This is a genomic window from Ruegeria sp. BC8 (assembly GCF_056535705.1).
On the sequence record NZ_JBQFIV010000002.1, the window covers coordinates 220,389 to 243,848 of the forward strand.

Below are 23,460 nucleotides of genomic sequence, written 5' to 3' on the forward strand. Positions count from 1 at the left end.
TCGGAACCAGAGGGCAGGTCATGACGTCGAATTCCGTGTGCAAGGTATTGCTGGATATTCTCGCGGATGCCGGAGGGCGCCAGATCTTCGGCGTGACGGGCGATGCGCTCAACCCCCTGCTTGAAGCCATGCGCGGGGATGGCCGGTTCGAATGGATCGGGGTCAGGCACGAGGAAAACGCAGCCTATGCAGCCTATGCCCAGGCGCATCTGACCGGCGGGATCGGGATTTGTGCCGGAACCGTCGGTCCCGGAGCGCTGCACCTGATCAATGGACTGTACAACGCCCGACGTGAGGGTGCAGGGGTCGTGGCGATCACAGGTCAGGTCGCTCATCGGGAGCGCGGGACCGGATACCACCAGGAAGTCAATCTTGAGAAAGTGTTCGAGGATGTCTGCGGCTACCAGGCCGTGATCAATTCGCCGGACCAGATGCCGCGACTGGCTCAGATCGCCGTGCAACGCGCCTTGATCAACCGCGAGGTCGTGCGGATCGAATTGCCCATAGACGTGTCCGAACAGCAGGTGCCCAGCTTGCACCAACTGCACCCGATCCTGAAAACGCCATCAACGCTGATCCCGCCCGAATCCGAAATCGACCGTGCGGCCAAGATCATCAACGCGGGCAGGAAAGTCGCTCTTTTCGCCGGCGTGGGATGCAGAGAAGCCAAAGACAAGGTTCTGGCTCTGTCCGAACGGCTGAACGCGCCGATCACGCATTCCCTCAAGGGCAAGGACATTTTTGACTATGATGATCCCAACGTGGTCGGGATGACCGGGTTGATCGGCAATCCCGGCGGGTATCATGCAGTGCGCGACTGCGATGTGCTGGTGATGCTGGGGACGGACTTCCCATACGAGTGGTTCCTGCCGGAAAACGCGAAAATCATCCAGATCGATCGCAACGTCGAACATCTGGGACGCCGCGCGCCCATCGCATCGGGATTGCTGGGAGATGTGGGCGCGACGCTGGATCTGCTCTTGCCAAAGCTGGCCGCAAAGGACGACAGGGCGTTTGCCGATCGTCAAGTCAAGCTGTGTACGAAATGGCTGGCGCAGCAAGACCGCGACTCCAGTCTCGAGCGCGACACCGAGCCACTCCACCCGCAGCTATTCGCGCGGCAGGTCTCCGACAAGGCTGCCGATGACGCGATATTTGCAATGGATATCGGCGAATGCACGGTCTGGGTGGCGCGTCAGACCCGGATGAAAGGCGGACGGCGCATGGTGGGGTCGTTCAACCATTCGTCACTGGGGTCCGGGTTGCCTTCGGCGTTGGGAGCCGCCGCGCTGGATCCGCAGCGCGAGGTTTGGGCGTTCTGCGGGGACGGCGGTTTTGGCATGTCCATGCAGGATTTCGTGACTGCCGTGCGATACGAGTGGCCCATCAAGGTGCTGGTCTTCAACAACCAGACGCTCGGCTTCGTGAAGATGGAGATGGAGGTGGCGGGTTATCCGCTGAACCCCGCTGCTACCGATCTGGTGAACCCGGACTTTGCGGAATACGCGAGGGTTTGCGGTGGGGATGGGGTCCGTGTGGAACATGCGGCTGACATCCCCGAGGCCGTCGCGCGGGCCAAAGCCAGCCGAAAGCCATTCATCATCGATGCCATGGTCACACCCGGCGAGTTGGTCATGCCTCCGCATATCGATACCAAGATGGCCTGGGGTTTCGGCATGTCGAAACTGAAAGAAGGCATCCTGCTGGCCAAGGGTGAACACGCGCAGTGGGACAACTGGGTCAAGGAACTCAAGGCCAACCTCTGACCGGTTGGCCCAAGGGAGAGCAAGATGATCGTACGTCGAATATATTATGTCGTGACCTATGTGGTTCTGCCTTTGACCGTGGTCTGGGGTTTGTACTGGCCTCCGGCATTCTGGCTGCTGATTTTGCTGGTCCCTTACGCGTTGGTCGGGCTGTACGACATGCTGACCACCAAACACAACGTACTGAACAACTATCCGGTTCTGGGCCATTTCCGGTATATGCTGGAGTTCGTCAGCCCGGAAATCCGCCAGTATTTCGTGGAAACCAACGAAAGCGGGCGGCCCTTCAATAGGATCATTCGCGCGCTGGTGTATTCACGAGCAAAGGGACAGGTCGACACTCAGGCCTTTGGAACCCAGTACGATATCACCGAAGTCGGGTATCACCGGGCCAACCATTCGCTTGCGCCCAAGGACGTTCCGGAAAGCGAAGAGCGTGTGATGCTGGGCGGTCCTCAGTGTGAAAAGCCCTATCTCGCATCCCGGCTGAACGTTTCAGCGATGAGCTTCGGAGCACTCAGCGCCAACGCAATCCGCGCCCTGAACGGCGGGGCCAAGGATGGCGGTTTCGCACACAACACGGGCGAGGGCGGGCTATCGCCGCACCATCTTGCCGAAGGCGGCGATATCATCTGGCAGATTGGCACCGGATACTTCGGTTGTCGGACGGCAGAGGGCGGCTTTGACAAGGACAAGTTCGCCCAGAATGCCCAGAAGGATGTCGTGAAGGCGATTGAGATCAAACTGTCCCAAGGCGCGAAACCGTCCCATGGCGGTGTTCTGCCGGCGGCCAAGGTCGATGAAGAGATCGCTCTTATTCGTGGCGTACCCGTGCATCAGGATGTGATTTCGCCACCCATTCACTCGGCCTTTGACGGGCCAACGGGCCTTATGCATTTTCTGCAGCACCTGCGCGAAATGTCCGGGGGCAAACCGGTCGGGTTCAAGCTGTGCATCGGCAACCGGTCCGAGTTCATGGGGATCTGCAAGGCCATGCTGGAAACGGGCATTCTGCCCGATTTCATCACCGTGGACGGGGCCGAGGGCGGGACCGGCGCTGCGCCTGTGGAATTTACCAACCGTTTGGGCGTACCGTTGAACGAAGGGCTGATCTTCGTGAACAACTGCCTGCGCGGAGTAGGCTTGCGGGACAAGATCCGGGTGATCTGTTCAGGCAAAGTGGCAACCGGCTATGACATGATTGAGAAATTCGCGCTTGGGGCCGACATGTGCAATGCGGCGCGGGCGATGATGTTCGCCGTGGGCTGTATTCAGGCCCTGCATTGCAATACGAACCGCTGCCCGTCAGGCGTCGCAACACAGGATCCCATTCGCGGCCGCGCGGTCAACGTGCCGCAGAAACGCAAGCGGGTTCACCGCTTTCATGACGCCACCCTGGAAAGTTTTCGCGAAATACTGGGTGCAATGGGGAAAGAGCGCGTATCTGACCTCGGCCCATCCGATATCTACCGCCGAATTGCCAACGAGCGCGAGTGCTCATACGCGGAACTTTACACCTTTATCGAGCCAGGTGCCTTGTTGAAAGATTCAGTGCCGCAGGAATTTGCAGCGGATTGGCAGAAGGCGTCGGCCAGCCATTTCTGATTTTTTTCTCGAATGGTCCAAGGATCCGCTCCTGTCCTGCGTCTGAATAGTCAGAATGAGCAAACAGACATCGGATGAAGAATTGGCCCATGGGGCCGCCAACGGGGACGCGGAAGCGTTCGCGACGCTGCTTTGGCGGCACTATGACCGCGTGTTCCGGCTGGCCTTTCGGCTGACCGGCAGCGCCGAGGTCGCCGAAGATCTGACGCAGGACATATGTGCCGCCTTGCCCGCCAAAATTGTCGGCTTTCGAGCGAGTTCAAAGTTCACGACCTGGCTGTATCGGGTCGTCTGCAACGCGGCACACGATGCGCGGCGTCGAACGGCCAGCCGAAACCGTGCAGCAATCGGCTGGGGCGATGTGGAAAAGATGCGGCGCGCCGAAGCCGTCGAGACGGCCGAGGCCCTGTCATGGCTGCAACGGGCCATGCAGAGCTTGCCCGAAGATCTGCGTCAGACACTGGCGCTGACGCTGGATGATGAAATGACCCATGCACAGGCCGCCGACGTGCTGGGCGTGTCCGAGGGCACGGTCTCATGGCGCCTGTCCGAAGCCCGAAAGCGCCTGCGCGCGATCAAACAAGAGGAGCTTGCCCAATGAGTGATGAGCTCGATGATCTGAAAACACTGATGGATGCCGCAACGCCTGCAGCAGATGAAAAGCGGCGGGCCGTCAATTTGGAGCTGGCCAGAAAAAACTTTGCTGATCTCCAAGGATCCCGACCCGGTACGCGTCCCAATGTCAAGCGAGGCCCGTTGGCCCGCGTGACAGAAGGAACCAAAGCCATGTTGAATGCAATTTCGACCCGCGGCACGCTGGCCGCTTCAACAGCCATCGCTGCCGTGGCACTGATCATGATCGTGCCGCAGACACGGGACGGTGTGCTGTCCCCCAGGTTCGGTACCGAGACCCGGGTGATCGGCCAGCCGCAGGCGGTTCGGCCAACCGGTCGATCAGACGCTGAAACGGCCGAGATGGATCTCGAGGAACCCGTTGTCGAAGCGCCGATGGTTGTGGATGAAGCCCGGGAACCTCTGGCAAAACGCAGCCTTCTCTCGCAAGGCCGCCTCGCCGACAGCACAGTGGCCCCTTCGGTTTCGAGCGACGCTTTTCACCCGCCAGCGCGACCCGAGCAGTCGTCCGAAGAATTTGCAAACGCCGAAACCAACTCACTCAAGGTCACCGCGGAAGAACCGATTTCGACGTTTTCGATAGATGTCGATACCGCATCTTACGCCATCGTCAGGTCCTCGCTTTTGGCTGGTCACTTGCCCCCGCGTGACGCGGTGCGGATTGAAGAAATGGTAAACTATTTTCCCTATTCCTATCCGGCGCCGGACGGCGCGGTGCCGTTTCAGCCAAGCATCACGGTCATGCCCAGCCCCTGGAATACCGGTACTCGACTGGTCCATATTGGCATTCAGGGAACGCTTCCGGTGATCGAGGAGCGTCCGGCGCTCAATCTTGTCTTTCTCATCGACACCTCGGGCTCGATGCAGGACGCCAACAAGTTGCCCTTGTTGAAACAGTCCCTGCGCCTGATGTTGCCCGAGTTGCGACCCGAGGATCAGGTGTCGATCGTGACCTATGCCGGCAGTGCGGGCCAGGTTCTGGAGCCGACATCTGCAGCCGATCAGGCCAAGATCCTGCGGGCGCTCGAACACTTGGACGCGGGCGGATCCACAGCGGGACAAGCCGGGCTTCAGCAAGCCTATCAGGTTGCTGCAGACATGGCCGCCGAGGGCGAGGTGACGCGAGTCATTCTGGCCACGGACGGGGATTTCAACGTTGGCCTGTCCGATCCCGAAGCTCTCAAGGAGTTTATCTCTGACAAGCGCGACAGCGGAACATATCTGAGCGTTCTGGGTTTCGGGCGCGGTAACCTTGATGACGCGACGATGCAGGCCCTGGCCCAGAACGGAAACGGACAGGCGGCTTACATCGACACGCTGGGTGAGGCCCGCAAAGTGCTGGTTGACCAACTGACCGGTGCGCTGTTTCCGATTGCCAACGACGTCAAGATTCAGGTCGAATTCAACCCTGCCCAAATCGCCGAATACCGCCTGATCGGATACGAAACCCGCGCTTTGCGCCGCGAGGACTTTTTGAATGACACTGTTGATGCGGGCGACATAGGTGCTGGCCACAGCGTGACCGCGATTTACGAAGTCACGCCGGTCGGCTCCAACGCAATTCGCAATGCACCGCTACGGTATGGAAACACCGCCCCCGCTTCGGGCAGTGATGAAATCGGCTATTTCAAGCTGCGGTACAAAACACCCGGCGACACGCGCAGCCAGTTGATCGAGCAACCGATCTTGGACGGGCAGGGCCGCCAGACGGACGACGTGAGGTTTTCCGTCGCGATTGCAGGTTTCGGCCAGTTGTTGCGCGGCGGCACTTACCTGTCCGACTGGAGCTATGATGATGCAATCGCGATGGGCAACACGGCCCGTGGGGCCGATCCTTTCGGGTACCGGACCGAAGCCGTGACCCTGATGCGTCTGGCGCAATCCCTGTCAAAATAAAGGGTGGGCAATCCGTGTCAGTTCAACGACGGGCGCGGATTGTTGGCAGCGTGCGAATGAATCTTCCGCACGCTCCACTCAACTGCGTCGCGCATGGTTTTGCCCAAGGCGGTGTCAAAAGCCGTAACAAGATCCGGCGTCTCGTCGCTGGTCGAGACAACGGCTTCCTGGAACGAGCTTGAAGCGATGATCTTGTCTTCGAACTCGTCGATGATCTTGATGTTCATTCGCACTTCGATCTTTACGGTTTTCGAGTTTTCGGTTTCTCCGACGACAATCCCCTGGAACTCGCGCAGGTCCGGAACGATGACATAGTCGGCGCGCAGGCCGACCGTCGAACGGCCCACGGCGGCGACGCGACCGCTGTTTTCAAAGCTTTCGACCATCAACGCCTGAACGATCAAAGGTGCTCGGTCCACCCACCGGGCACGCGGCAGATACTGAACCTGCAGGGGCGTCGGCTGCACGGCAATCTGGTCGGTGTTCACCGCAGCGGTGGCAGTGGGTTCCTGGATGACGATCTGTTTCTGCACCCGGGGCAAAGACTGCGAGAACGTGCTCTTGGGGGTCAGCAGATACAGGTCGTTCGGTTTCGAGGCCTGTTTCAACGTGCCAAGACCGGCACATCCGCCCAGCGTCGTGATTGCAAGGGTCAGAAGAAGGGGCCTGATCATTGACGGAACTCCGATGCTTGGGTGCCCAGAAGGAAACGCGCGGGGTCGCGCTCGACCTTGTCGACAAGACGGTCCAGGCTGATGACAAGGCGTTGGGATTCTTCCACGAAACGAACGAATTGAGGCAGTCCGACCCGCAGGAAGTCTGAAACCTGCCGGCGGTTTTGTTGAACGATGCCGTCGATCGTTCCCAACAGGTCCGATGCCGATTGCGACGCGCTCAGAACGTCCGCTGAAATCTGGTCGATCTTGTCGGTCACGTTCGTTACCGTTTCGGCCACTTTGGTGGCGGCGTTTCGGATGTCGTCAACAACCTGTGCGACATCTTCGTCCATCACGCGATTGGCCGAGTCGAACGCGCGTTCTGCGGATGCCAGAGTTCCTTTCGCCGTATCCATGGCCGAGGTCACCGAGTCGAGCGTTTGGTTGGCGTTTGCAAACGTGTTGTTCACTGTTGCCATGGTGACCGCGGCTTCATCCGACAGCCCGATCAGGCGGTCCGCGAGTTGCGACCCGCGCTCGATGAAGGGGCGGACGTCGTCTTCGATGACCTTGTTGGCCGTGGCCAGCGTCTGGTTCGCGCTGTCCAGTGCGGTTTTTGCCGATTCCGAGGCCGTTTTGATGCTGTTCAGCGTATCAGTTCCGGTGGTCAGCGTGGTTTCTGCGGTATCGGCCAACTGATCCAGGCGTTTGGTGAAGGCCCCGATGTCCTTTGCCGCGCCGCCCAGATCGCTGGACAGGGATTCAAAATCGTTCAGGGTCTTGTCCAGCCGGCCCGAGGCCGAAGCCAGGTTGTCGAGGATATCCGACACGGCTTTGCGATTGTTGTCATCCACCACTGCGTTCAGGTTCTCCAGCAAGGTCACCGCCTCGTCCAGGACCTTGGGTGCGCCTTCGAACAGGGATTGGATGGCGCTGCGCTTGCTTTTGATGACACTGTTCTGCGGCAACCTCTCGGCATCGGGCGACCCGCCCGACAGCTCGACATAGCTGACGCCGGTCACCCCCAGCGACTGTAACTGTGCGATCGTGTCCGTGGTCACCGGAATGCCTGCATCAACCTCAAGCCGGACCCTTACTTTGGACGGGTCATCGTCATCCAGGTCCAGCGAAATCACCTGTCCCACCGGCAGACCGTTATAGCTGACGCCACCGGCGGCTGACAGGCCCGATACGTTGTCGAACAGCACGTCATAATACGCGTATTGGCGCGTGACTTCGAACTTGGCCAGCCACAGGAAGAAGCCGAACGCGCTGAGGATGCCCGCAAGTGTAAACGCGCCGATCAGGATATAGTTCGCCCGGGTTTCCATCGCCTCTACCTGTCCTGCCCCTTCTGTTGCGCCGCGCGGGCCCGGGGGCCTGTGAAGTACTCTTGCACCCAAGGGTGGTCGACCTTGGTCATGTCTTCAATCGGACCTTCCACCAGCACGCGCTTTTCTGCAAGAACCGCAACGCGGTCGCAGATCGCGTACAGGCTGTCCAGGTCATGTGTTACCATGAAAACGGTCAATCCCAAGGCCTGTTGCAATTCTCCGATCAATTCGTCGTAGGCCGCGGCGCCGATGGGATCCAGCCCGGCGGTGGGCTCGTCTAGAAACACGATCTCGGGATCCAATGCCAATGCTCGGGCCAGCGCGGCCCGCTTGCGCATCCCGCCTGACAGCTCTGACGGGAACTTGCCGCAACTCAACTGTGGCAGCCCCACAAGGCTGATCTTGAGGCTGCCGAGCGCCCGCATCAAGCTCTCGCTCAGGCCGGTGTGTTCGCGCAACGGGGCCATGACGTTCTGAAGCACGGTCAGAGAGGAAAACAGTGCCCCGTCCTGAAAGGCGACGCCCCAGCGTTTCTCGATGCGGCGTCGGTCGGCCTCGGGGCCGTTCAGCACGTCGACACCCAAAACTTCGATACTGCCTGCCGCGGGTTTGTTCAGCCCGACGATGGTGCGCAGAAGGACGGACTTGCCGGTCCCGGACCCGCCGACAATGCCCAGCACTTCGCCGCGCCAGACATCCAGGTTCAGGTCGTCATGCACCACCTGCGGACCGAACTGGTTGCGCAGATTGCGCACACGGATCACCGCTTCGCGTTGCGCGTCCAGCTTGGCGGTCGATGTCTGAGCGGATCCATCCATGTCAGACACCGATCTCGGAGAAGAAAATGGAAAACAGCGCGTCGATGGCAATTACCATGAAAATCGACTGAACAACCGACGCGGTGGTGCGTTGGCCGACGCTTTGGGCGGAACCCTTGACCTGCATTGCCTGCCAACAGGCGATCACCCCGATGACCATGGCAAAGAAAGGCGCCTTGATCAGCCCAACCGCCAGATGCCAGACGCTGGTGTTTTCCTTCAGGCGCGTAATGAACATTCCGGGGCTGACGCCCAGATCGATCCAGCTCATCAGGGCGCCGCCAAAAAGGCCTGCGATGTCGGCCACGAAGCCCAGGATCGGCAGCATGATAAGCAGTGCAAGAACCCGTGGAATGACGAGCACCTCGATCGGGTCCAGACCCAATGTGCGCATGGCGTCGATTTCTTCCTGCACTTTCATCGAGCCGATCGAGGCCGTGAAGGCCGAGCCGGATCGACCAGCCACGATGATGGCGGTCAGCAGGATACCCAGCTCGCGCAGTACCGAGATCGAGATCAGCTCGACCACGAAAATTTCCGCGCCGAACTGTTTTAACTGGGTGGCCCCCTGAAAAGCCAGAACCACGCCGATCAGAAATCCCATCAACGCCACGATGGGCAGGGCCTTGAACCCGGTTTCCTCCATCTGGGACACGACCGCGGCGCGGCGCAGGCGCCACGGCTTGATCATCGTACGGCCCAGCCGGTGCAGGGTCAGGCCCAGAAAGCCGAGGATCGACATGGTGTCGCGCCCGGCGCCCACCGTTGATTGGCCCAGGCTCTCAAGCCAAGGCATGAAGCCTTTTGGTGGGGCTTCGGCGGGAATGTCCTTGGGAATGTTGTCCGAGACGGTTTCCAGCAGCGCGGAATGTGCCGGTTTCAACCCGTCGAAAGCCACGGTCGCCCCCATGGCTGCGCAGCGGTTTTTCAGGTCCGCGATCAGCCACGCGCCGCCGGTGTCCAGCGCATCGATTTCGGACATGTCGACCGTCACATGCGCCGCATCCGGGCGGGTGGCGCGAAAGGCGTCTTCGACGGCGCTCAACGACTGTGTCAGCATTTCGCCAGACACAATCACGCGCGCTGTACCGCCTTCCTGTTCGACTGCGATCGAGGGTTTCGTCATGCCGGTATCAGACGGGAAACCGTTCCGGGCCGCAATGGCTTTGTTCAACCGGGCGGCGATTTGGGTGCGGGGGTTACCGGTTTGCACGGCCCGGGTCGCCCAAGGGGCGAGAATTGGCGCAAAACCGGTTGCCTGCCCGAGGGAACCCCGACACAGTCCGCACCGTCGAACACCAGTTTTTCAATGGGAATCACGGCATGAGCCAAGCAGGAAACGTTCTTTTCATCATCATCGACCAATTGCGGGCCGATTGTCTGCGCGGTGCTCTGGCTGATCATGTCAACCTGCCCAATCTGCGCGCCTTCATGGACGAGGCCGTTTCGTTCGACCGGCATTTTTCCGTAACCAATCCCTGCGGGCCGTCCCGGGCCTCGATCCTGACCGGGCAATATGCGATGAACCATCGTTCGGTCCGCAATGGCACGCCGCTGCGCCATGACACGCCAAACATCGCGACCGAGATGCGAAAAGCCGGCTATCTGCCGATGCTGTTCGGCTATACGGACACCTCGGCCGATCCACGGGTTCATCATCCGAATGATCCGTCGGTGAAGACCTACGAAAACCCGATGCACGGGTTTCACGAAGTGCTCGAAATGCGCCTTGAGGAGTCCTATCCTTGGCGGTCCTACTTGATGCGCCGGGGATACGAGTTTGAAGACTACTGGGATCTCTACAAGCCGGTTTCGCCGGATGGGTCGGCCCCAAAATTGAACGACCCGGCCCTCTACAAGGCCGAGGACAGCGACACCGCATTTCTGACCAACGGTTTTCTGGACGGAATTGCCGCCTATCGGAACTCGGGATGGTTCGCGCATTTGACGTATATCCGTCCGCATCCGCCACTGGTGGCCCCCGCGCCCTACAACCGGATGTACGATCCCAACGCGTTGCCTTTGCCAACCCGTCTGCCCGGCCCCGAGGACGAAAAGGCCATACACCCGTTCTTTGGACCCGCTCTGGACTCGAATACTCCAAACGACTGCGTGCAAGGTTTTGCCGAGGTGGAGCCGAGGGATGAGAACACGCAGACCCTGCGGGCCGTCTATCTTGGATTGGCAACTGAGGTTGACCATCATATCGGCCGGGTCATCCGCTTTCTCAAGGACAGTGGCCAGTACGATGACACACTGTTGGTGATCACCGCGGATCATGGCGAGATGCTGGGCGATCATTTTTCCTGGGGCAAAATGTCGGTATATGACGCGGCTTACCACACGCCGCTGATCATTCGCATGCCTGGCAACGCTCAGATGGCCGGCCAGCGTGTCGAAGTGCCGACCGAGTCAATTGATGTCGCACCCACGATCCTGGACTGGGTTGGGAAAGAGATCCCGAACTCGATGGATGGTCGATCCTTGTTGCCGCTGCTGCGTGGTGCCGTGCCACAGGACTGGCGCCGGTATTCCTTCAGTGAGCTGGACTTTGCCGATCCGCTGACGCCCACTCAGTTTCAGAGGGAACTAGGGACGGGTAACAGCGACTCGTGTCTGGGCATCCTGCGTGACGAACGCTTTACCCTGGTCGAGTTTGCAGCCGACCTGCCGCCGTTGTTGTTCGACCACCATGGTCGGGGCGAGGCCGAGAATGTCGCCGCAAACCCTGAATACGCAGCTGATTTGGCGCGGCTTGGTCGTGAAATGCTGCGCCACCGGATGCGGAACATGGATCATTCCCTGTCCCTGCATTCCGTGACATCGCAGGGGCCGAAATCAGTGCGGAGGTTCGATTGATCCAGGCGGTTGCCGACGATTTTACTAACCTGTGCCGCCGCTGGCGGACACAGTTCCGCGCGGCTCGGACGCCAAACAAATTCAGATAATTCAATGGACAAACGGTTTCCGTGGGGTATCGTGACCTTGGAAATTCCCGCGCTGATCGCACTCGTCCGGGCCTCCGGACAACTGACGTTCAGGGTGGACTGAGCGACGCAACAAACCCGAAAGGCGCAGTATGGTCGATTGGCTGGTGAATATCCTGCAAACCTATCCGGAACTGGCTGTCTTCCTCGCCATCGGCATCGGGTTTTTGGTCGGACCAATCAAGGTCATGGGGTTCAGTCTGGGTTCGGTAACGGGCACCCTGTTGGCGGCCGTCGTGATCGGGCAGGCACAGATCAGTATTGATTCAGCGGTGAAGTCCACCTTCTTCATCCTGTTCATCTTCGCAGTTGGTTACGGCGTTGGGCCGCAGTTCATTCGCGGTCTCCAGGTCGACGGCGCGCGCGAGGTGCTTTTTGCGCTGAGCGTCCTCGCCCTGTGTCTGATCGTGCCGGTCGTGTCGGCCAAGATCGCCGGGCTCGAGCTTGGCTACGCCGCGGGCCTGTATGCCGGCTCGCAAACGATTTCGGCGGCGATCGGAGTGGCGACCGACCAGATCAACCAGTTGGGTTTGTCGGCCGAGCAGGCCAAAACCTATTCCAACCAGATCCCAGTCGCCTATGCGGTGACTTATATCTACGGCACGATCGGGTCGGCGATCATTCTGGCCAAGATCGGCCCGCGCCTGATCGGTGTCGATCTGGTGGCAGCTTGCAAGGAATACGAGGCCAAGCTGAGTGGCGGCGAGGATGTCGAGACCGGAGGCGGCATCGTTTCGGCCTATCGCGCGATCGAGGCGCGCGCCTTTGAAATTCCCGAAGGCAGCGAATTGCTCGGCCAGCCGGTCAAGGACCTGTTGCCCGGCGTCCGCGTCTATGCCGAACGCCTCAGCCGCGGCGGCAAGATCGTCGAGGTTGACGCGGACACGGTGCTGCAAGCGGGTGATGTCGTGATGTTCTCAGGCCGGCGCGGTGATCTTGTCGGAGCACTGGAACCCAGCCTCAAAGAAGCGGATGCACCCGAGCTGCTGAGTATCCCATCGGAAAAACTGGATGTTTTGATCACAAGCAAGGACGTGCACGGCAAGACATTGGATGACCTCAGCAAGATGCCTCAGGCCCGTGGCGTGTATGTGTCGAAGCTGACGCGCAACATGATTGATCTGCCGCTGCTGCCGGGCACGGTTCTGCATCGCGGTGACATTCTGACCATTCTGGGCAGCAAGCGACATGTCGAGGCGGCCATCGCCGAAATCGGGTACGCCGACCGGCCCGTTGACACGACCGATCTGGCCTTTGTGGGATGGGGGATTTTCATCGGGGGTGTCATCGGCACGCTTGCAATTACAATGGGCGGTTTTCCGATCAGCCTGTCGACCACTGGTGGCGCGTTGCTGGCCGGGCTGCTGCTGGGGTGGTTGCGCACCGTTCACCCGACCTTCGGTCGCATTCCCGCACCGTCGCTGTGGTTGATGAATACGCTGGGCTTGAATGTCTTCATCGCGGTCATCGGGATATCGGCCGGGCCCGGTTTCGTGGCCGGTTTGCAGCAGGCAGGCATCGCGCTGTTGTTATGGGGTATCGTGGCCACGTCTTTGCCGATGATTTTCTCGGTTTATGTCGGGCATTACATATTCAAGTTTCACCCCGCCATCCTGTTTGGCGCCTGCGCGGGCGCCCGCACCACGACGGCTGCGCTCGGCATGATCCAGGAGGCCGCGCAAAGCCGGATTCCGGCCCTGGGCTACGGCATGCCCTACGCGATCGGAAACACCCTGCTGACGATATTCGGGATGGTCGTCGTTTTGATCCTGAGTTGATTTGGAAAGGTCTTGAGACATGGACAGATTGAAGCTGCACGATTACGAAGCCCTCAGCCCCTTTCAGATCAAGGACGAGCTGATCAAGCTGGCCTCGGTCGAGGCGCGCAAATCCAACAGCGCCTTTTTGAATGCCGGCCGGGGCAATCCCAATTGGGTCGCCACCCGCCCGCGTGAAGCGTTCTTTGCGCTTGGCCAGTTTGCGGTGACCGAGTCGCGCCGCGTCATGAATCATCCGGCGGGTCTGGGGGGGATGCCGGCAATGGCAGGTTGCCATGACCGTCTGTTGGAGTGGGGCCGGGCCAATTCCGAGATGCCGGGCGCCGACACGCTTTTGGATGTGGTCGACCACGCCATCCGGGCCTTTGGTTTCGACGCTGACGAATTCGTGCACGAACTGACGGACTCGATCATCGGCGACAACTACCCTGTTCCCGACCGTATTCTTAAGCACAACGCCGCCATCGCCCATGAATACCTGATGTGGGCCATGTGTGCCGGGCACCGTCCCGATGCGCAGTTCGACCTGTTTGCGGTGGAAGGCGGCACGGCGGCCATGTGCTATATCTTCAAATCGCTCAAGGCCAACCGGCTGTTGAACCCGGGCGACACGATCGCCCTGTGCACGCCGATCTTCACGCCCTACCTCGAAATGCCCGAACTTGAGGATTACAGCCTCGAGTCCGTTCACGTGGAAACAGACGAGGAAGATGGGTTCCAACTGACCGATGCTGCAGTCGAAAAGCTGAAGGACCCCAAGGTCAAGGCCTTCTTTCTGGTCAATCCGGGCAATCCGTCGTCGGTGGCCCTTAACGATGCTTGTCTGCGCAAACTCGCGGATTTGGTCGAGAACCACAGGCCGGACCTGATTATCCTGACCGATGATGTGTACGGCACTTTCGTACATGATTTCACCTCGGTCATGGGCTACATGCCCCGCAACACGATCGGTGTTTATTCCTATTCGAAATATTTCGGCTGCACCGGTTGGCGGCTCGGCGTGATCGCCGTCGCGCAGGATAATATCTTTGACGAAAAGCTCGCCGCGCACCCGGCCGAGATCAAGCAGAAGCTCGAGAAGCGTTACGGCACGCTCAGCCTGCACCCCAGCGAGATCAAATTCGTCGACAGGCTGGTGGCCGACAGCCGGGATGTGGCTCTGAACCACACTGCCGGATTGTCCCTGCCGCAGCAGGTCATGATGACGTTGTTCTCGCTCTGCGAGCTGGTCGACACAAAGAAAGCCTATCAGACCGCCTGTATCGAACTGGTGCATCGACGGTTCCACCTGCTGACCGAAGCATTGGGGATCGAGGTCCAGCCGGGCGATCACTACGATGCCTACTACGGCATCATCGACTTCGAATTCTGGCTGCGCAAATACGTCGGCGAAGAGGTCGTGGACTGGATCAAGAAGAACGTCCACCCGTTGGACATCGCGTTCAAACTGGCCGAGGACTACGGGATCGTGCTGCTGAACGGCAGCGGTTTCGATGCGCCGAACTGGTCCGCGCGGGTATCGTTCGCCAATTTGCCGGACGAGGCGTACACCCAGATCGGCCGCGCTGTCCGTTCGGTCGCGCGCGGTTATGTGCAGGCCTATCGGGCAGCGAACAACAAGCCACTTCACGGTTGAATCACCGTTAGCGGTCACGGTCATTTTCTGCGCCTGTGACATCGCGGATGTTGCGTTTTTCGGCTTTATTGATAAACCCGGGTAAATCTGAATCATCGGGAAAAATTATCTATAAAATGTCGGCTACATCGAACACCTGGACCCGCGAAACCGCTCAGGCCATCTATGACCTGCCGCTGATGGATCTTCTGTATCGGGCGCAGACCGTACATCGCGAGAATTTTGACCCCAACAAGGTGCAGATGTCGCGGCTTCTGTCGATCAAGACCGGCGGCTGCGCCGAGGATTGCGCCTATTGCTCGCAATCCGCGCGCAACGGCTCCAAGCTGAGCGCCTCGAAACTGATTGAGGTCGAGCGCGTTCTGGCCGAGGCCCGCAAGGCGCGCGAGTCCGGCTCGACCCGGTTCTGCATGGGCGCCGCCTGGCGTGAGCCGAAGGCGCGCGACATGGATGCGCTGGTGGCGATGATTCAGGGCGTCAAGGCGATGGGCATGGAAACCTGCATGACGCTGGGCATGCTGGACGACACCCAGGTGGTGCAGCTGCGTGATGCCGGGCTGGATTATTACAACCACAACATCGACACGTCCGAGCGTTACTACCCCGAGGTCATCACGACACGTACCTTCGCTGACCGGATCGACACGCTGAACCGCGTGCGCGAGGCGGGGATGAAGGTCTGCTCGGGCGGGATTCTGGGCATGGGCGAAAACGGCGAGGACCGGATCGACATGCTGGTGACGCTGGCCAACCTGCCCGAGGCGCCGGACTCGGTTCCGATCAACATGCTGATGCCGCAGGCCGACACCCCGCTGGCTGACGCCAAGCCGATCGACCCGATCGATTTCGTGCGCATCATCGCGCTGGCTCGGATCATGATGCCGAAATCCCATGTCCGCCTGTCCGCTGGCCGCAGCGACATGAGCGACGAGATGCAGGCCATGTGCTTCTTTGCCGGTGCCAACTCGATCTTTGCTGGCGACACGCTGCTGACCGCCGAGAACCCCGAGGAAAGCAAGGACGCGATCCTGTTCGCCAAGCTGGGCATCCAGCCGATGGAGGCGGAGTCCGAGGCCCGCGTGGACGCGGCCGAATGACAGCGACCGCAAGGCTGGGCAATGCGCTGAAGGTGCTGGAAACGCGCCATCGGCTGCGCAGGCTTGCGCCCCGCACGGGGCTGGATTTCGCGTCCAACGACTATCTGGGTCTGGCCGGGTCCGACGTTCTGAAACGTGCGGCGCAGGACGCGCTGGACCGGGGCGTTCCGCTGGGCTCGGGCGGGTCGCGCTTGCTGCGCGGCAACCACCCCGAGCACGAGGCGCTGGAAGCCGAGGCCGCCGCCTTTTTCGGCGCCGAGGCGGCGCTGTACATGGGCGGCGGGTTTCAGGCCAATCAAGCCATTTTCTCGGCTCTTCCCGCGGCCGGGGATCTGATCCTGCATGACGAGTTGGTCCACGCCAGCGCGCATGAAGGGATGCGCCTGGGTCGGGCCGAGACCCGTGGTTTTGCGCATAACGACATTTCGACGGCGCGCGCGGTGCTGGCCGACTGGCGCGCGCAAGGCGGCACGGGCCAGGTCTGGATCGCGGTCGAAAGCGTCTATTCAATGGAGGGCGATCTGGCCCCGTTGACCGCCCTGGCCGAACTGGCCCGAGCCGAGCAGGCAGTACTGGTGGTGGACGAGGCCCACGCCACGGGCGTCTTCGGCCCGAACGGGCAGGGACTGGCCCATGGGTTGGACGCCGAGACGTTGACCCTGCACACCTGCGGCAAGGGGCTGGGCGCCAGCGGCGGGCTGATCTGCGGACCGCGTGAAATGATCGACACCCTGATCAACCGGGCACGGCCGTTCATCTTTGCGACGGCCCCGTCGCCGTTGGACGCCGCAATCGTGCGGGGCGCGCTGCGGGCCGTCGGACAGGACCCAGGCCTGACTTTGGCCGCGCGCGACCGGATGGCTCATGCCCACGCCGAGGCCGCGCGCCTGTGCGGTCTGACCGGATTTCTCAGCCAGATCATGCCCGTCATCGTGGGCGAGGACGCGGCCACGATGGATCGCGCGGCGAAGCTCCAACAGATGGGGTTTGACGTGCGCGGCATCCGCCCGCCCACCGTGCCGCGCGGCAGCTCGCGGCTGCGGGTCTCGATCACCGGCAACGTGGACGCACAGGACATCACGGCGGTGTTTCAGGCCATCGCCGAACAACAGGCAGGACCCGCATGACCACAGTGATCGTGACCGGAACCGACACCGGCGTCGGCAAAACCGTGTTTTCCGCCGGGCTGACCGCGGCCCTTGGGGCGCAGTACTGGAAACCCGTGCAATCGGGGCTTGAGGAGGAGACCGACAGCCAGATCGTGGCGCGCCTGTCCGGCCAACCGGTCCTGCCCGAGGCCTATCTGCTGGATCTGCCCGCCTCGCCGCACCTGTCGGCCGAGGCCGAGGGGGTCGAGATCGACCTCGATCGGCTGACCCTGCCGCAGACCGATGGCCCGCTGGTGGTCGAAGGGGCAGGGGGCGTCATGGTGCCTTTGACCCGGCAGGCCTATTACCTTGACCTGTTTGCCCGCTGGCAGGCGCCGGTGATCCTGGTGGCCCGGACGGCCCTGGGCACGATCAACCACACGACCCTGTCTCTGATGGCGCTGCGCGGCGCCGGTTGCCCGGTGGTGGGCGTGGCGTTCATCGGAGACGCGGAATCCGATGTTGAACAGACCATCATCCAAATGTCGGACGTTCCCCATCTGGGTCGTTTGGGTCGGATAGAAGACCTAAATCGCGACACCCTGCGCCACGCCTTCAAAGAGATCGACATGGACACGATCCGAGGTGCCCTGTGACCCCGCTGGAATTTGACGCCCGCCACCTGTGGCACCCCTACACGAACGTGGCCGATCCGGGCCCGATGCACCTGATCGACCGGGCCGAGGGCGTGTATCTGTACCGCGAGGACGGGGTGGAGATGATCGACGCCATGTCCTCGTGGTGGTGCGCCATCCATGGACACCGTCACCCGGCGATCACCGCCGCCATGCAGCAACAGCTGGACCGGATGCCCCATGTCATGTTCGGCGGTCTGACCCACCGGCCCGCCATTGATTTGGGCCGCAAGATGGTGGCCCTGCTGCCCGACGGGCTGGACCGGATCTTCTATTGCGACAGCGGCTCGGTCTCGATCGAGGTGGCGATGAAGATGGCGGTGCAGTTCCAGATGGCCCATGGCCGCACCGACAAGGTCGAGTTCGCCACGATCCGCGGTGGCTATCACGGCGACACCTGGAAGGCGATGAGCGTCTGCGACCCCGTCAACGGCATGCACGGGCTGTTCCGCGGCGCGCTGTCGATCCAGCACTTTCTGTCGCGCCCGTCCGTTCGCCTGAGCTGCGATTGGTCCGAAAACCCGGCGCAGAACGGGCTCGACGCTCTGGAACAGTTGCTGCGGGACAAAGCGCACCGGCTGGCTGCGCTGGTGCTTGAACCGGTCGTGCAGGGCGCGGGCGGCATGTATTTCTATCACCCCGAGTGGCTGCGCCGGGCCAAAGCTCTGTGTCAGGCCCATGACGTTCTGGTGATCTTCGATGAAATCGCCACCGGATTCGGCCGTACCGGAGAGCTGTTTGCCACCACCCATGCGGGCGTGACGCCGGACATCATCTGCCTGGGCAAGGCGTTGACGGGGGGGCACATCTCGTTCGCCGCAACGGTAACCACCGAACAGGTCGCCCATGGCATCGGCAACAGCGAGGCTGGCGTGTTCATGCATGGGCCCACCTACATGGCCAATCCGCTGGCCTGCGCTGCCGGCATCGCCAGCCTGGGGCTGCTGGAAGACGGCGGCTGGCAGGCTCGAGTGCGGGCCATCGAGGCGCAGATGAAGGCCGAGCTGGCACCGGCGCGCGGCCTGCCCGGCGTCGCCGATGTGCGGGTGCTGGGCGCCATAGGCGTGATCGAGATGGAGCACACGGTCGATCCGCGCATCGCGCATCGGCGGGCGCCGGAAACCGGTGTCTGGCTGCGTCCCTTCGCGCGCAACATCTACTGTATGCCGCCCTATGTGATCTCGGGCGACGAGCTGAGCCGGGTGACGGCGGCCATGGTCGAACTGGCGCGGGGCGACGCATGAGGCGGCACTGGTTAACCCGTGACGGTGGAGCGCAGTTGACGCTGGTCTTCGGCGGGTGGGCGCTGGGGCCTGCGCCGTTTGCGCGCCTGATCGGGGCGGCGGATGTTCTTGTGGTTGACGACTATCGCAGCCTTGACGATGCGCTGCCCGAAACCGGCGGCTATGATGCGGTCCGATTGCTGGCCTATTCCTTCGGGGTCGCGTCGGCGGCGCATTGGCTGGCGGGTCATGGGCTGACCTGCGTCCGCAAGGTTGCGGTCAACGGCACGCTGTTTCCGGCGGATGCCGACCGGGGCATCGCACCCGAGACGGTGGCAGCCACGGCAGATGGCCTGAGCGCGGCCAGCTTTGCCCGGTTCTGCCGCCGGGCCGGGTTGCAAGGCCCCGCGCCCGGGATCGATTTTGCCGCCGCGGCCGAGGAACTGCGGGCCATCGCCGCGCGCGGGCCTGCGCCCGATCCCGGGTTCGACCGTGTCTGGATTTCCGCCTCGGACCGCGTGGTGCCGACGGCTGCGCAGGAAATGGCCTGGGGCCAATCGGACACCGTGCGCCGCATCCCTGGCCCGCACCAGCCTTTCGCGGCGGAGCAGACCTGGGCGGAGTGGTTCGCATGAACGCCATGCCCACCGACCGCATCCGGCGCAGTTTCAGCCGCAGCTTCGGCAGCTATCACTGCGCCGCTGGCCCGCAGGCCCGGATCGCCCGCGCATTGGCGCAGCGGCTGGTCGATCTCGGGGCGCCCAGCCATTTTGGCACCCTGTTCGAAATCGGCTGCGGCACCGGCCATCTGACCGAGGCGCTGCACCAGCAGTTTTCGTTCACCCGGTCCACGCTCAACGACCTGATGGCCGAGGCCCAGGAAACTGCGCGGCGATGGGGCGCGGATTTCCTGCAAGGCGATATCCGAAATGTGACATGGCCCGCGCGGCCCGACCTGATCGCCTCGGCCTCGACGGTCCAATGGCTGGATGATCCGGCGGCCGTGGTCCGCCGCGCCATGCATCAGGTCGCACCCGGTGGCTGGGTGACCATTTCGGGATTCGGCCCCGACCAGTACGCCGAGCTTTCCGCGCTGGGGTCGGCGGCCCGCGCGCCCGGCTTGCGCGCCCCCGATGATCTGGCCGCAGGCATCGGCCCCGATGTTGAAATCCTTGACCTGTGGCAGGACCGGCAACCGCTGTGGTTCGACACGCCTTTGGACGTGCTGCGCCACCTGCGTCAGACCGGGGTGAACGGCCGCGCGGCGCAGGTCTGGACCCGCGCCGATCTGACCGACTTCAGCACGCGCTATCGCGCCGCGTTTTCCGGCCCCGAAGGCGTGCGCCTGACCTATCACCCCGTCTGGATCATCGCCCGCAAACCTGGCTAGGGGCCAACCGGTCGCATCCGGCCCCCCTACACCTGCCCGAAAACTGGTGATAGGCCTGTGCCCAGGGGAGGATCGGCGTGGACATATCCGAACAGCGCATCAAAGAGATGACCACCGCAGGGCTGAACCTGATTGGTCAGGCCCTGTCGATCTATGACGACCAGTTGCGCCTTGTGGTCAGCAACAAGCGTTTTCAGGAAATGTTCGACCTGCCCGAACGCCTGGTGCAGCCGGGCGCGCTGTTCAGCGACACGATCCATTTTCTGGCCAGCCGCGGGGAATATGGTCACGACCAATCGGTCGAGGATCTGGTCAGTGTCCGGGTCGAACAGGCCTTGGCGTTCGAGCCGCACTACATGGAACGCGTGCGCCCCAACGGGCAGGTGATCGCGATCGAGGGTGCACCCCTGCCCACCGGTGGCTGGGTTGCCGTCTATACCGACATAACCAGCACCAAACGGGTCGAAGAGCTTCTGCGCAGCCGGTCCGAAGAACTGTCGGACCAGTTGCTGAGCCATGCCGAAGAGCTTTCGGCCACTAACCGGCAACTGGCCGCCACGATCAGCGCGCTGGAAGAGGCCAAGCGCCAGCTGACCGAGATCGAAGCGCGCACCCGCATGACAACCGAGATGATGCCTGCCCATATCGCGCATCTGGATGCCGAAGGGCGGTACGACTATTCCAACCGGCGGCTCAGTTCGGTCCTGCCGGGGCGGCCGTCGGACATCCTGGGTCTGCACATCTCGCAGGCGCTCGGCGCGCACGCCTACGAGCGGGTCCGGCCGCATCTGCAACAGGCCTATGACGGTCAGGCCTCGGTGTTCGAATTCACCGAGGATCAAGATTCGCGCCGTATCCGTGTCTCGTTCACGCCCGATGGCACGGGCGGCGTCTATATCATGTCGGTGGACATCACCGAGGAAACACAGGCCCGCGTGGCCCTGCAGCAGACCCGACGCCGGGCGATGGCCGCGCAGATGACCAGCGGGCTGGCGCATGATTTCTCGAACCTGTTGACCATCATCCTGGGCATGCAGGCCAAACTGGAAAAGATGGACCTACCCGAAGACGCCGCCGAGCTTGTTGCAGCAACCCAGCAGACCGCGCGGCGCGGCGGGCAACTTCTGAACCGCATCGCGGACATGACTGGCAACCGCACCCCGCAACCACAGGCCACCGACATGCGCGGCCTGCTCGAGGATCTGCGGGTGCTGGCCTCGCCTTCCTTGCCGCGTGGGGTGGGGCTGTCGGTGGTCAACACCCTGCCGGACGAGGCGCTGATGCTGGACCCGGGCATGGTTCAGGACGCGTTGTTGAACCTTGTGCTGAACGCCCGCGACGCCTGCGGCAGCAGCGGTCAGATCACCATCAGTGCTCATGCGATCGGCCGGATCTGGGTGGAAATCACCGTATCCGATACCGGTCCGGGGTTTTCGCCGGATGCGCTGGACAAGGCGTTGAACCCGTTCTTCACCACCAAGGGCAGCAAGGGGTCGGGGCTGGGCCTGCCGATGGTCTATGACACGGTGAAGCTGGCTGGCGGAGACCTGCAACTGCGCAACACGCCCTCGGGCGCATCCGTAATGCTGCGGCTGCCTTACCGGCCCGCTCCGCCTGTCCAGTCGGGCCTGGCGCTGCTGGTCGAAGACAGCGACGATCTGCGCCACCAGTTCCGCGACATGCTGGTTGATCTGGGTCTGTCGGTGATCGAGGCGACCTCGGCGGATGAGGCGCTGGTCCTGGCCACCAGCCTGGACGGCATCTCGCTGATCCTGTCGGACATCCGGCTGGAGGGAGCTGCCACCGGCATTGATCTGATCGAACGTCTTGCACTACCAATTCCGGTGATTCTGATGACCTCGTTGCCCTATGATGATCCGCTGCACCGTCAGGCTCTTGCCAAGGCGCCGGTCCTGCGCAAACCCTTCACCCGCGCGCAATTGTCCGCGCTGATCCGAACCGAGGCCGCCTGATGACCCAACCCCTGGTGACCATTCTGGACGACGAACCCGAAATCCGCCGGATTCTGACTGAGGCCTTGGAGGATGCCGGGTTTAGAACGCAGAGCTTTGCCCGCGCTCGCGAATTCGAGGCGTCGCTGAAACGGGTCACGCCCGATGTCTGCCTGGTGGACCTGTCACTGCCCGATACAGACGGGCTGGCGCTGGTGCATCGGCTGGCGCTGGAACAAGGGGCGGCGGTCATCATCATTTCGGGTCGGGCGCAGGTGCAGGACCGGGTGACGGGGCTGGAGTTGGGGGCCGATGACTACATCACCAAACCCTTTGACCCGGCTGAGGTGGTGGCCCGCATCCGCGCCCGTCTGCGTGCGCCCAAGGCGCAGCACCACCATTCGGATGTGGCTCGGTTCAACGGCTGGACTGCCTATTTCGATCGCTATGTGTTGCTGTCCGATACCGGCGCTGAAACACCGTTTAGCCATGCCGAAGGCGAAGTGTTGCGGTTGTTCCTGGAAAGCCCCAAACGCCTGATCAGCCGCGCGCAGATGCAGGAAACACTGGGTGGCGCAGCCGGTGAAAGCTTTGACAGGGCGATGGACGTGCGTATTTCGCGCCTGCGCACGAAGCTTGGTGAAGACCCGAAAAACCCGCGCCTTATCAAGACGATATACGGCGCGGGGTATATTTTTCTGGGGGATGTCGCATGGGATTGACCAATTCCGCCGGTTGAATTCGACTTGCACGACGCCGAACCAGACCACTGGTGACGCGGTCTGGTTTCTTGGGCTGCCTCTGGAAATCCGGCTGAAGTGACCTTAATTTCTGCCGGCTACACTTTGCGGTGCGGTATTGAAGCGCGTAACTATGGCAGCTTGCAAACTCTGCGCTGACGCGCAA

The 23,460-nt window shown here is 61.9% G+C and carries 19 protein-coding genes; 15 read left to right on the forward strand and 4 right to left on the reverse strand.

Annotated elements, in window-relative coordinates:
• Positions 1 to 20 precede the first annotated feature (20 nt).
• The 4 genes from ACR3EK_RS18265 to ACR3EK_RS18280 are packed head-to-tail and all read left to right on the forward strand — an operon-like array spanning position 21 to position 5,900.
• Positions 21 to 1,766: a thiamine pyrophosphate-dependent enzyme gene (locus ACR3EK_RS18265; RefSeq protein ID WP_480634172.1), complete on the forward strand. Its 1,746-nt coding sequence runs from the start codon at positions 21 to 23 to the stop codon at positions 1,764 to 1,766.
• 24 nt (positions 1,767 to 1,790) lie between these two features.
• Positions 1,791 to 3,371, forward strand: coding sequence for an FMN-binding glutamate synthase family protein (locus ACR3EK_RS18270; protein WP_480634173.1), 1,581 nt, complete (start codon positions 1,791 to 1,793; stop codon positions 3,369 to 3,371).
• Positions 3,372 to 3,426: 55 nt separating this feature from the next.
• Positions 3,427 to 3,972 carry an RNA polymerase sigma factor gene (locus ACR3EK_RS18275; RefSeq protein WP_480634174.1) on the forward strand — a complete coding sequence of 182 codons (546 nt, stop codon included), beginning with the start codon at positions 3,427 to 3,429 and terminating at the stop codon, positions 3,970 to 3,972.
• Positions 3,969 to 5,900 carry a vWA domain-containing protein gene (locus ACR3EK_RS18280; protein ID WP_480634175.1) on the forward strand — a complete coding sequence of 644 codons (1,932 nt, stop codon included), beginning with the start codon at positions 3,969 to 3,971 and terminating at the stop codon, positions 5,898 to 5,900. The genes ACR3EK_RS18275 and ACR3EK_RS18280 overlap by 4 nt, the downstream gene beginning before the upstream one ends.
• 17 nt (positions 5,901 to 5,917) lie before the next feature.
• On the opposite strand, the gene ACR3EK_RS18285 is transcribed toward ACR3EK_RS18280, so the two are convergent.
• From ACR3EK_RS18285 to ACR3EK_RS18300, 4 genes are read right to left on the reverse strand one after another with little or no spacing between them, the layout of a single operon-like run.
• A complete protein-coding gene (locus ACR3EK_RS18285; protein ID WP_170365932.1) occupies positions 5,918 to 6,574 on the reverse strand; it encodes an ABC-type transport auxiliary lipoprotein family protein in 657 nt (218 codons plus the stop codon).
• Positions 6,571 to 7,887: an MlaD family protein gene (locus ACR3EK_RS18290; RefSeq protein ID WP_170444973.1), complete on the reverse strand. Its 1,317-nt coding sequence runs from the start codon at positions 7,885 to 7,887 to the stop codon at positions 6,571 to 6,573. Before ACR3EK_RS18290 ends, ACR3EK_RS18285 begins: the two co-directional genes overlap by 4 nt.
• 5 nt (positions 7,888 to 7,892) lie before the next feature.
• A complete protein-coding gene (locus ACR3EK_RS18295; protein WP_170341340.1) occupies positions 7,893 to 8,708 on the reverse strand; it encodes an ABC transporter ATP-binding protein in 816 nt (271 codons plus the stop codon).
• A gap of 1 nt (position 8,709) precedes the next feature.
• On the reverse strand, positions 8,710 to 9,834 hold the full coding sequence (locus ACR3EK_RS18300; RefSeq protein WP_480634176.1) for an MlaE family lipid ABC transporter permease subunit: 1,125 nt from the start codon (positions 9,832 to 9,834) through the stop codon (positions 8,710 to 8,712).
• A gap of 197 nt (positions 9,835 to 10,031) precedes the next feature.
• On the opposite strand from ACR3EK_RS18300, the gene ACR3EK_RS18305 reads away from it, so the two are divergent.
• The 11 genes from ACR3EK_RS18305 (at position 10,032) to ACR3EK_RS18355 (ending at position 23,276) form a co-directional block, all read left to right on the forward strand.
• Positions 10,032 to 11,567: a sulfatase-like hydrolase/transferase gene (locus tag ACR3EK_RS18305; RefSeq protein WP_480634177.1), complete on the forward strand. Its 1,536-nt coding sequence runs from the start codon at positions 10,032 to 10,034 to the stop codon at positions 11,565 to 11,567.
• Between the two features lie 220 nt (positions 11,568 to 11,787).
• A complete protein-coding gene (aspT, locus tag ACR3EK_RS18310) occupies positions 11,788 to 13,473 on the forward strand; it encodes an aspartate-alanine antiporter (protein WP_480634178.1) in 1,686 nt (561 codons plus the stop codon).
• A gap of 19 nt (positions 13,474 to 13,492) precedes the next feature.
• A complete protein-coding gene (locus ACR3EK_RS18315) occupies positions 13,493 to 15,109 on the forward strand; it encodes a bifunctional aspartate transaminase/aspartate 4-decarboxylase (protein WP_480634179.1) in 1,617 nt (538 codons plus the stop codon).
• Positions 15,110 to 15,225: 116 nt separating this feature from the next.
• Positions 15,226 to 16,206: a biotin synthase BioB gene (gene bioB / locus ACR3EK_RS18320; protein WP_170407507.1), complete on the forward strand. Its 981-nt coding sequence runs from the start codon at positions 15,226 to 15,228 to the stop codon at positions 16,204 to 16,206.
• Positions 16,203 to 17,333, forward strand: a complete 1,131-nt coding sequence (locus ACR3EK_RS18325; RefSeq protein ID WP_480634180.1) for an 8-amino-7-oxononanoate synthase — start codon at positions 16,203 to 16,205, stop codon at positions 17,331 to 17,333. The genes bioB and ACR3EK_RS18325 overlap by 4 nt, the downstream gene beginning before the upstream one ends.
• Positions 17,330 to 17,950 carry a dethiobiotin synthase gene (bioD, locus tag ACR3EK_RS18330; RefSeq protein ID WP_480634181.1) on the forward strand — a complete coding sequence of 207 codons (621 nt, stop codon included), beginning with the start codon at positions 17,330 to 17,332 and terminating at the stop codon, positions 17,948 to 17,950. Before ACR3EK_RS18325 ends, bioD begins: the two co-directional genes overlap by 4 nt.
• Positions 17,947 to 19,233: an adenosylmethionine--8-amino-7-oxononanoate transaminase gene (gene bioA, locus ACR3EK_RS18335; RefSeq protein ID WP_480634182.1), complete on the forward strand. Its 1,287-nt coding sequence runs from the start codon at positions 17,947 to 17,949 to the stop codon at positions 19,231 to 19,233. Before bioD ends, bioA begins: the two co-directional genes overlap by 4 nt.
• The gene (locus tag ACR3EK_RS18340) at positions 19,230 to 19,847 is read left to right on the forward strand and encodes a pimeloyl-ACP methyl esterase BioG family protein (RefSeq protein ID WP_480634183.1); all 618 of its coding nucleotides are present in this window, start codon (positions 19,230 to 19,232) and stop codon (positions 19,845 to 19,847) included. The genes bioA and ACR3EK_RS18340 overlap by 4 nt, the downstream gene beginning before the upstream one ends.
• Positions 19,844 to 20,602 carry a methyltransferase domain-containing protein gene (locus ACR3EK_RS18345; protein WP_480634184.1) on the forward strand — a complete coding sequence of 253 codons (759 nt, stop codon included), beginning with the start codon at positions 19,844 to 19,846 and terminating at the stop codon, positions 20,600 to 20,602. Before ACR3EK_RS18340 ends, ACR3EK_RS18345 begins: the two co-directional genes overlap by 4 nt.
• A gap of 107 nt (positions 20,603 to 20,709) precedes the next feature.
• The gene (locus ACR3EK_RS18350; protein ID WP_480634264.1) at positions 20,710 to 22,575 is read left to right on the forward strand and encodes a PAS-domain containing protein; all 1,866 of its coding nucleotides are present in this window, start codon (positions 20,710 to 20,712) and stop codon (positions 22,573 to 22,575) included.
• Positions 22,575 to 23,276 carry a response regulator transcription factor gene (locus ACR3EK_RS18355; protein WP_480634185.1) on the forward strand — a complete coding sequence of 234 codons (702 nt, stop codon included), beginning with the start codon at positions 22,575 to 22,577 and terminating at the stop codon, positions 23,274 to 23,276. The genes ACR3EK_RS18350 and ACR3EK_RS18355 overlap by 1 nt, the downstream gene beginning before the upstream one ends.
• The last annotated feature ends 184 nt before the right edge of the window (positions 23,277 to 23,460 follow it).

Bases quoted from the DNA above. Each gene is read 5' to 3' on its own strand.
- ACR3EK_RS18265 (WP_480634172.1), top strand. From the start codon at position 21: ATGACGTCGAATTCCGTGTGCAAGGTATTGCTGGATATTCTCGCGGAT.
- ACR3EK_RS18270 (WP_480634173.1), top strand. From the start codon at position 1,791: ATGATCGTACGTCGAATATATTATGTCGTGACCTATGTGGTTCTGCCT.
- ACR3EK_RS18275 (WP_480634174.1), top strand. From the start codon at position 3,427: ATGAGCAAACAGACATCGGATGAAGAATTGGCCCATGGGGCCGCCAAC.
- ACR3EK_RS18280 (WP_480634175.1), top strand. From the start codon at position 3,969: ATGAGTGATGAGCTCGATGATCTGAAAACACTGATGGATGCCGCAACG.
- ACR3EK_RS18285 (WP_170365932.1), bottom strand. From the start codon at position 6,574: ATGATCAGGCCCCTTCTTCTGACCCTTGCAATCACGACGCTGGGCGGA.
- ACR3EK_RS18290 (WP_170444973.1), bottom strand. From the start codon at position 7,887: ATGGAAACCCGGGCGAACTATATCCTGATCGGCGCGTTTACACTTGCG.
- ACR3EK_RS18295 (WP_170341340.1), bottom strand. From the start codon at position 8,708: ATGGATGGATCCGCTCAGACATCGACCGCCAAGCTGGACGCGCAACGC.
- ACR3EK_RS18300 (WP_480634176.1), bottom strand. From the start codon at position 9,834: ATGACGAAACCCTCGATCGCAGTCGAACAGGAAGGCGGTACAGCGCGC.
- ACR3EK_RS18305 (WP_480634177.1), top strand. From the start codon at position 10,032: ATGAGCCAAGCAGGAAACGTTCTTTTCATCATCATCGACCAATTGCGG.
- aspT (WP_480634178.1), top strand. From the start codon at position 11,788: ATGGTCGATTGGCTGGTGAATATCCTGCAAACCTATCCGGAACTGGCT.
- ACR3EK_RS18315 (WP_480634179.1), top strand. From the start codon at position 13,493: ATGGACAGATTGAAGCTGCACGATTACGAAGCCCTCAGCCCCTTTCAG.
- bioB (WP_170407507.1), top strand. From the start codon at position 15,226: ATGTCGGCTACATCGAACACCTGGACCCGCGAAACCGCTCAGGCCATC.
- ACR3EK_RS18325 (WP_480634180.1), top strand. From the start codon at position 16,203: ATGACAGCGACCGCAAGGCTGGGCAATGCGCTGAAGGTGCTGGAAACG.
- bioD (WP_480634181.1), top strand. From the start codon at position 17,330: ATGACCACAGTGATCGTGACCGGAACCGACACCGGCGTCGGCAAAACC.
- ACR3EK_RS18340 (WP_480634183.1), top strand. From the start codon at position 19,230: ATGAGGCGGCACTGGTTAACCCGTGACGGTGGAGCGCAGTTGACGCTG.
- ACR3EK_RS18345 (WP_480634184.1), top strand. From the start codon at position 19,844: ATGAACGCCATGCCCACCGACCGCATCCGGCGCAGTTTCAGCCGCAGC.
- ACR3EK_RS18350 (WP_480634264.1), top strand. From the start codon at position 20,710: ATGACCACCGCAGGGCTGAACCTGATTGGTCAGGCCCTGTCGATCTAT.
- ACR3EK_RS18355 (WP_480634185.1), top strand. From the start codon at position 22,575: ATGACCCAACCCCTGGTGACCATTCTGGACGACGAACCCGAAATCCGC.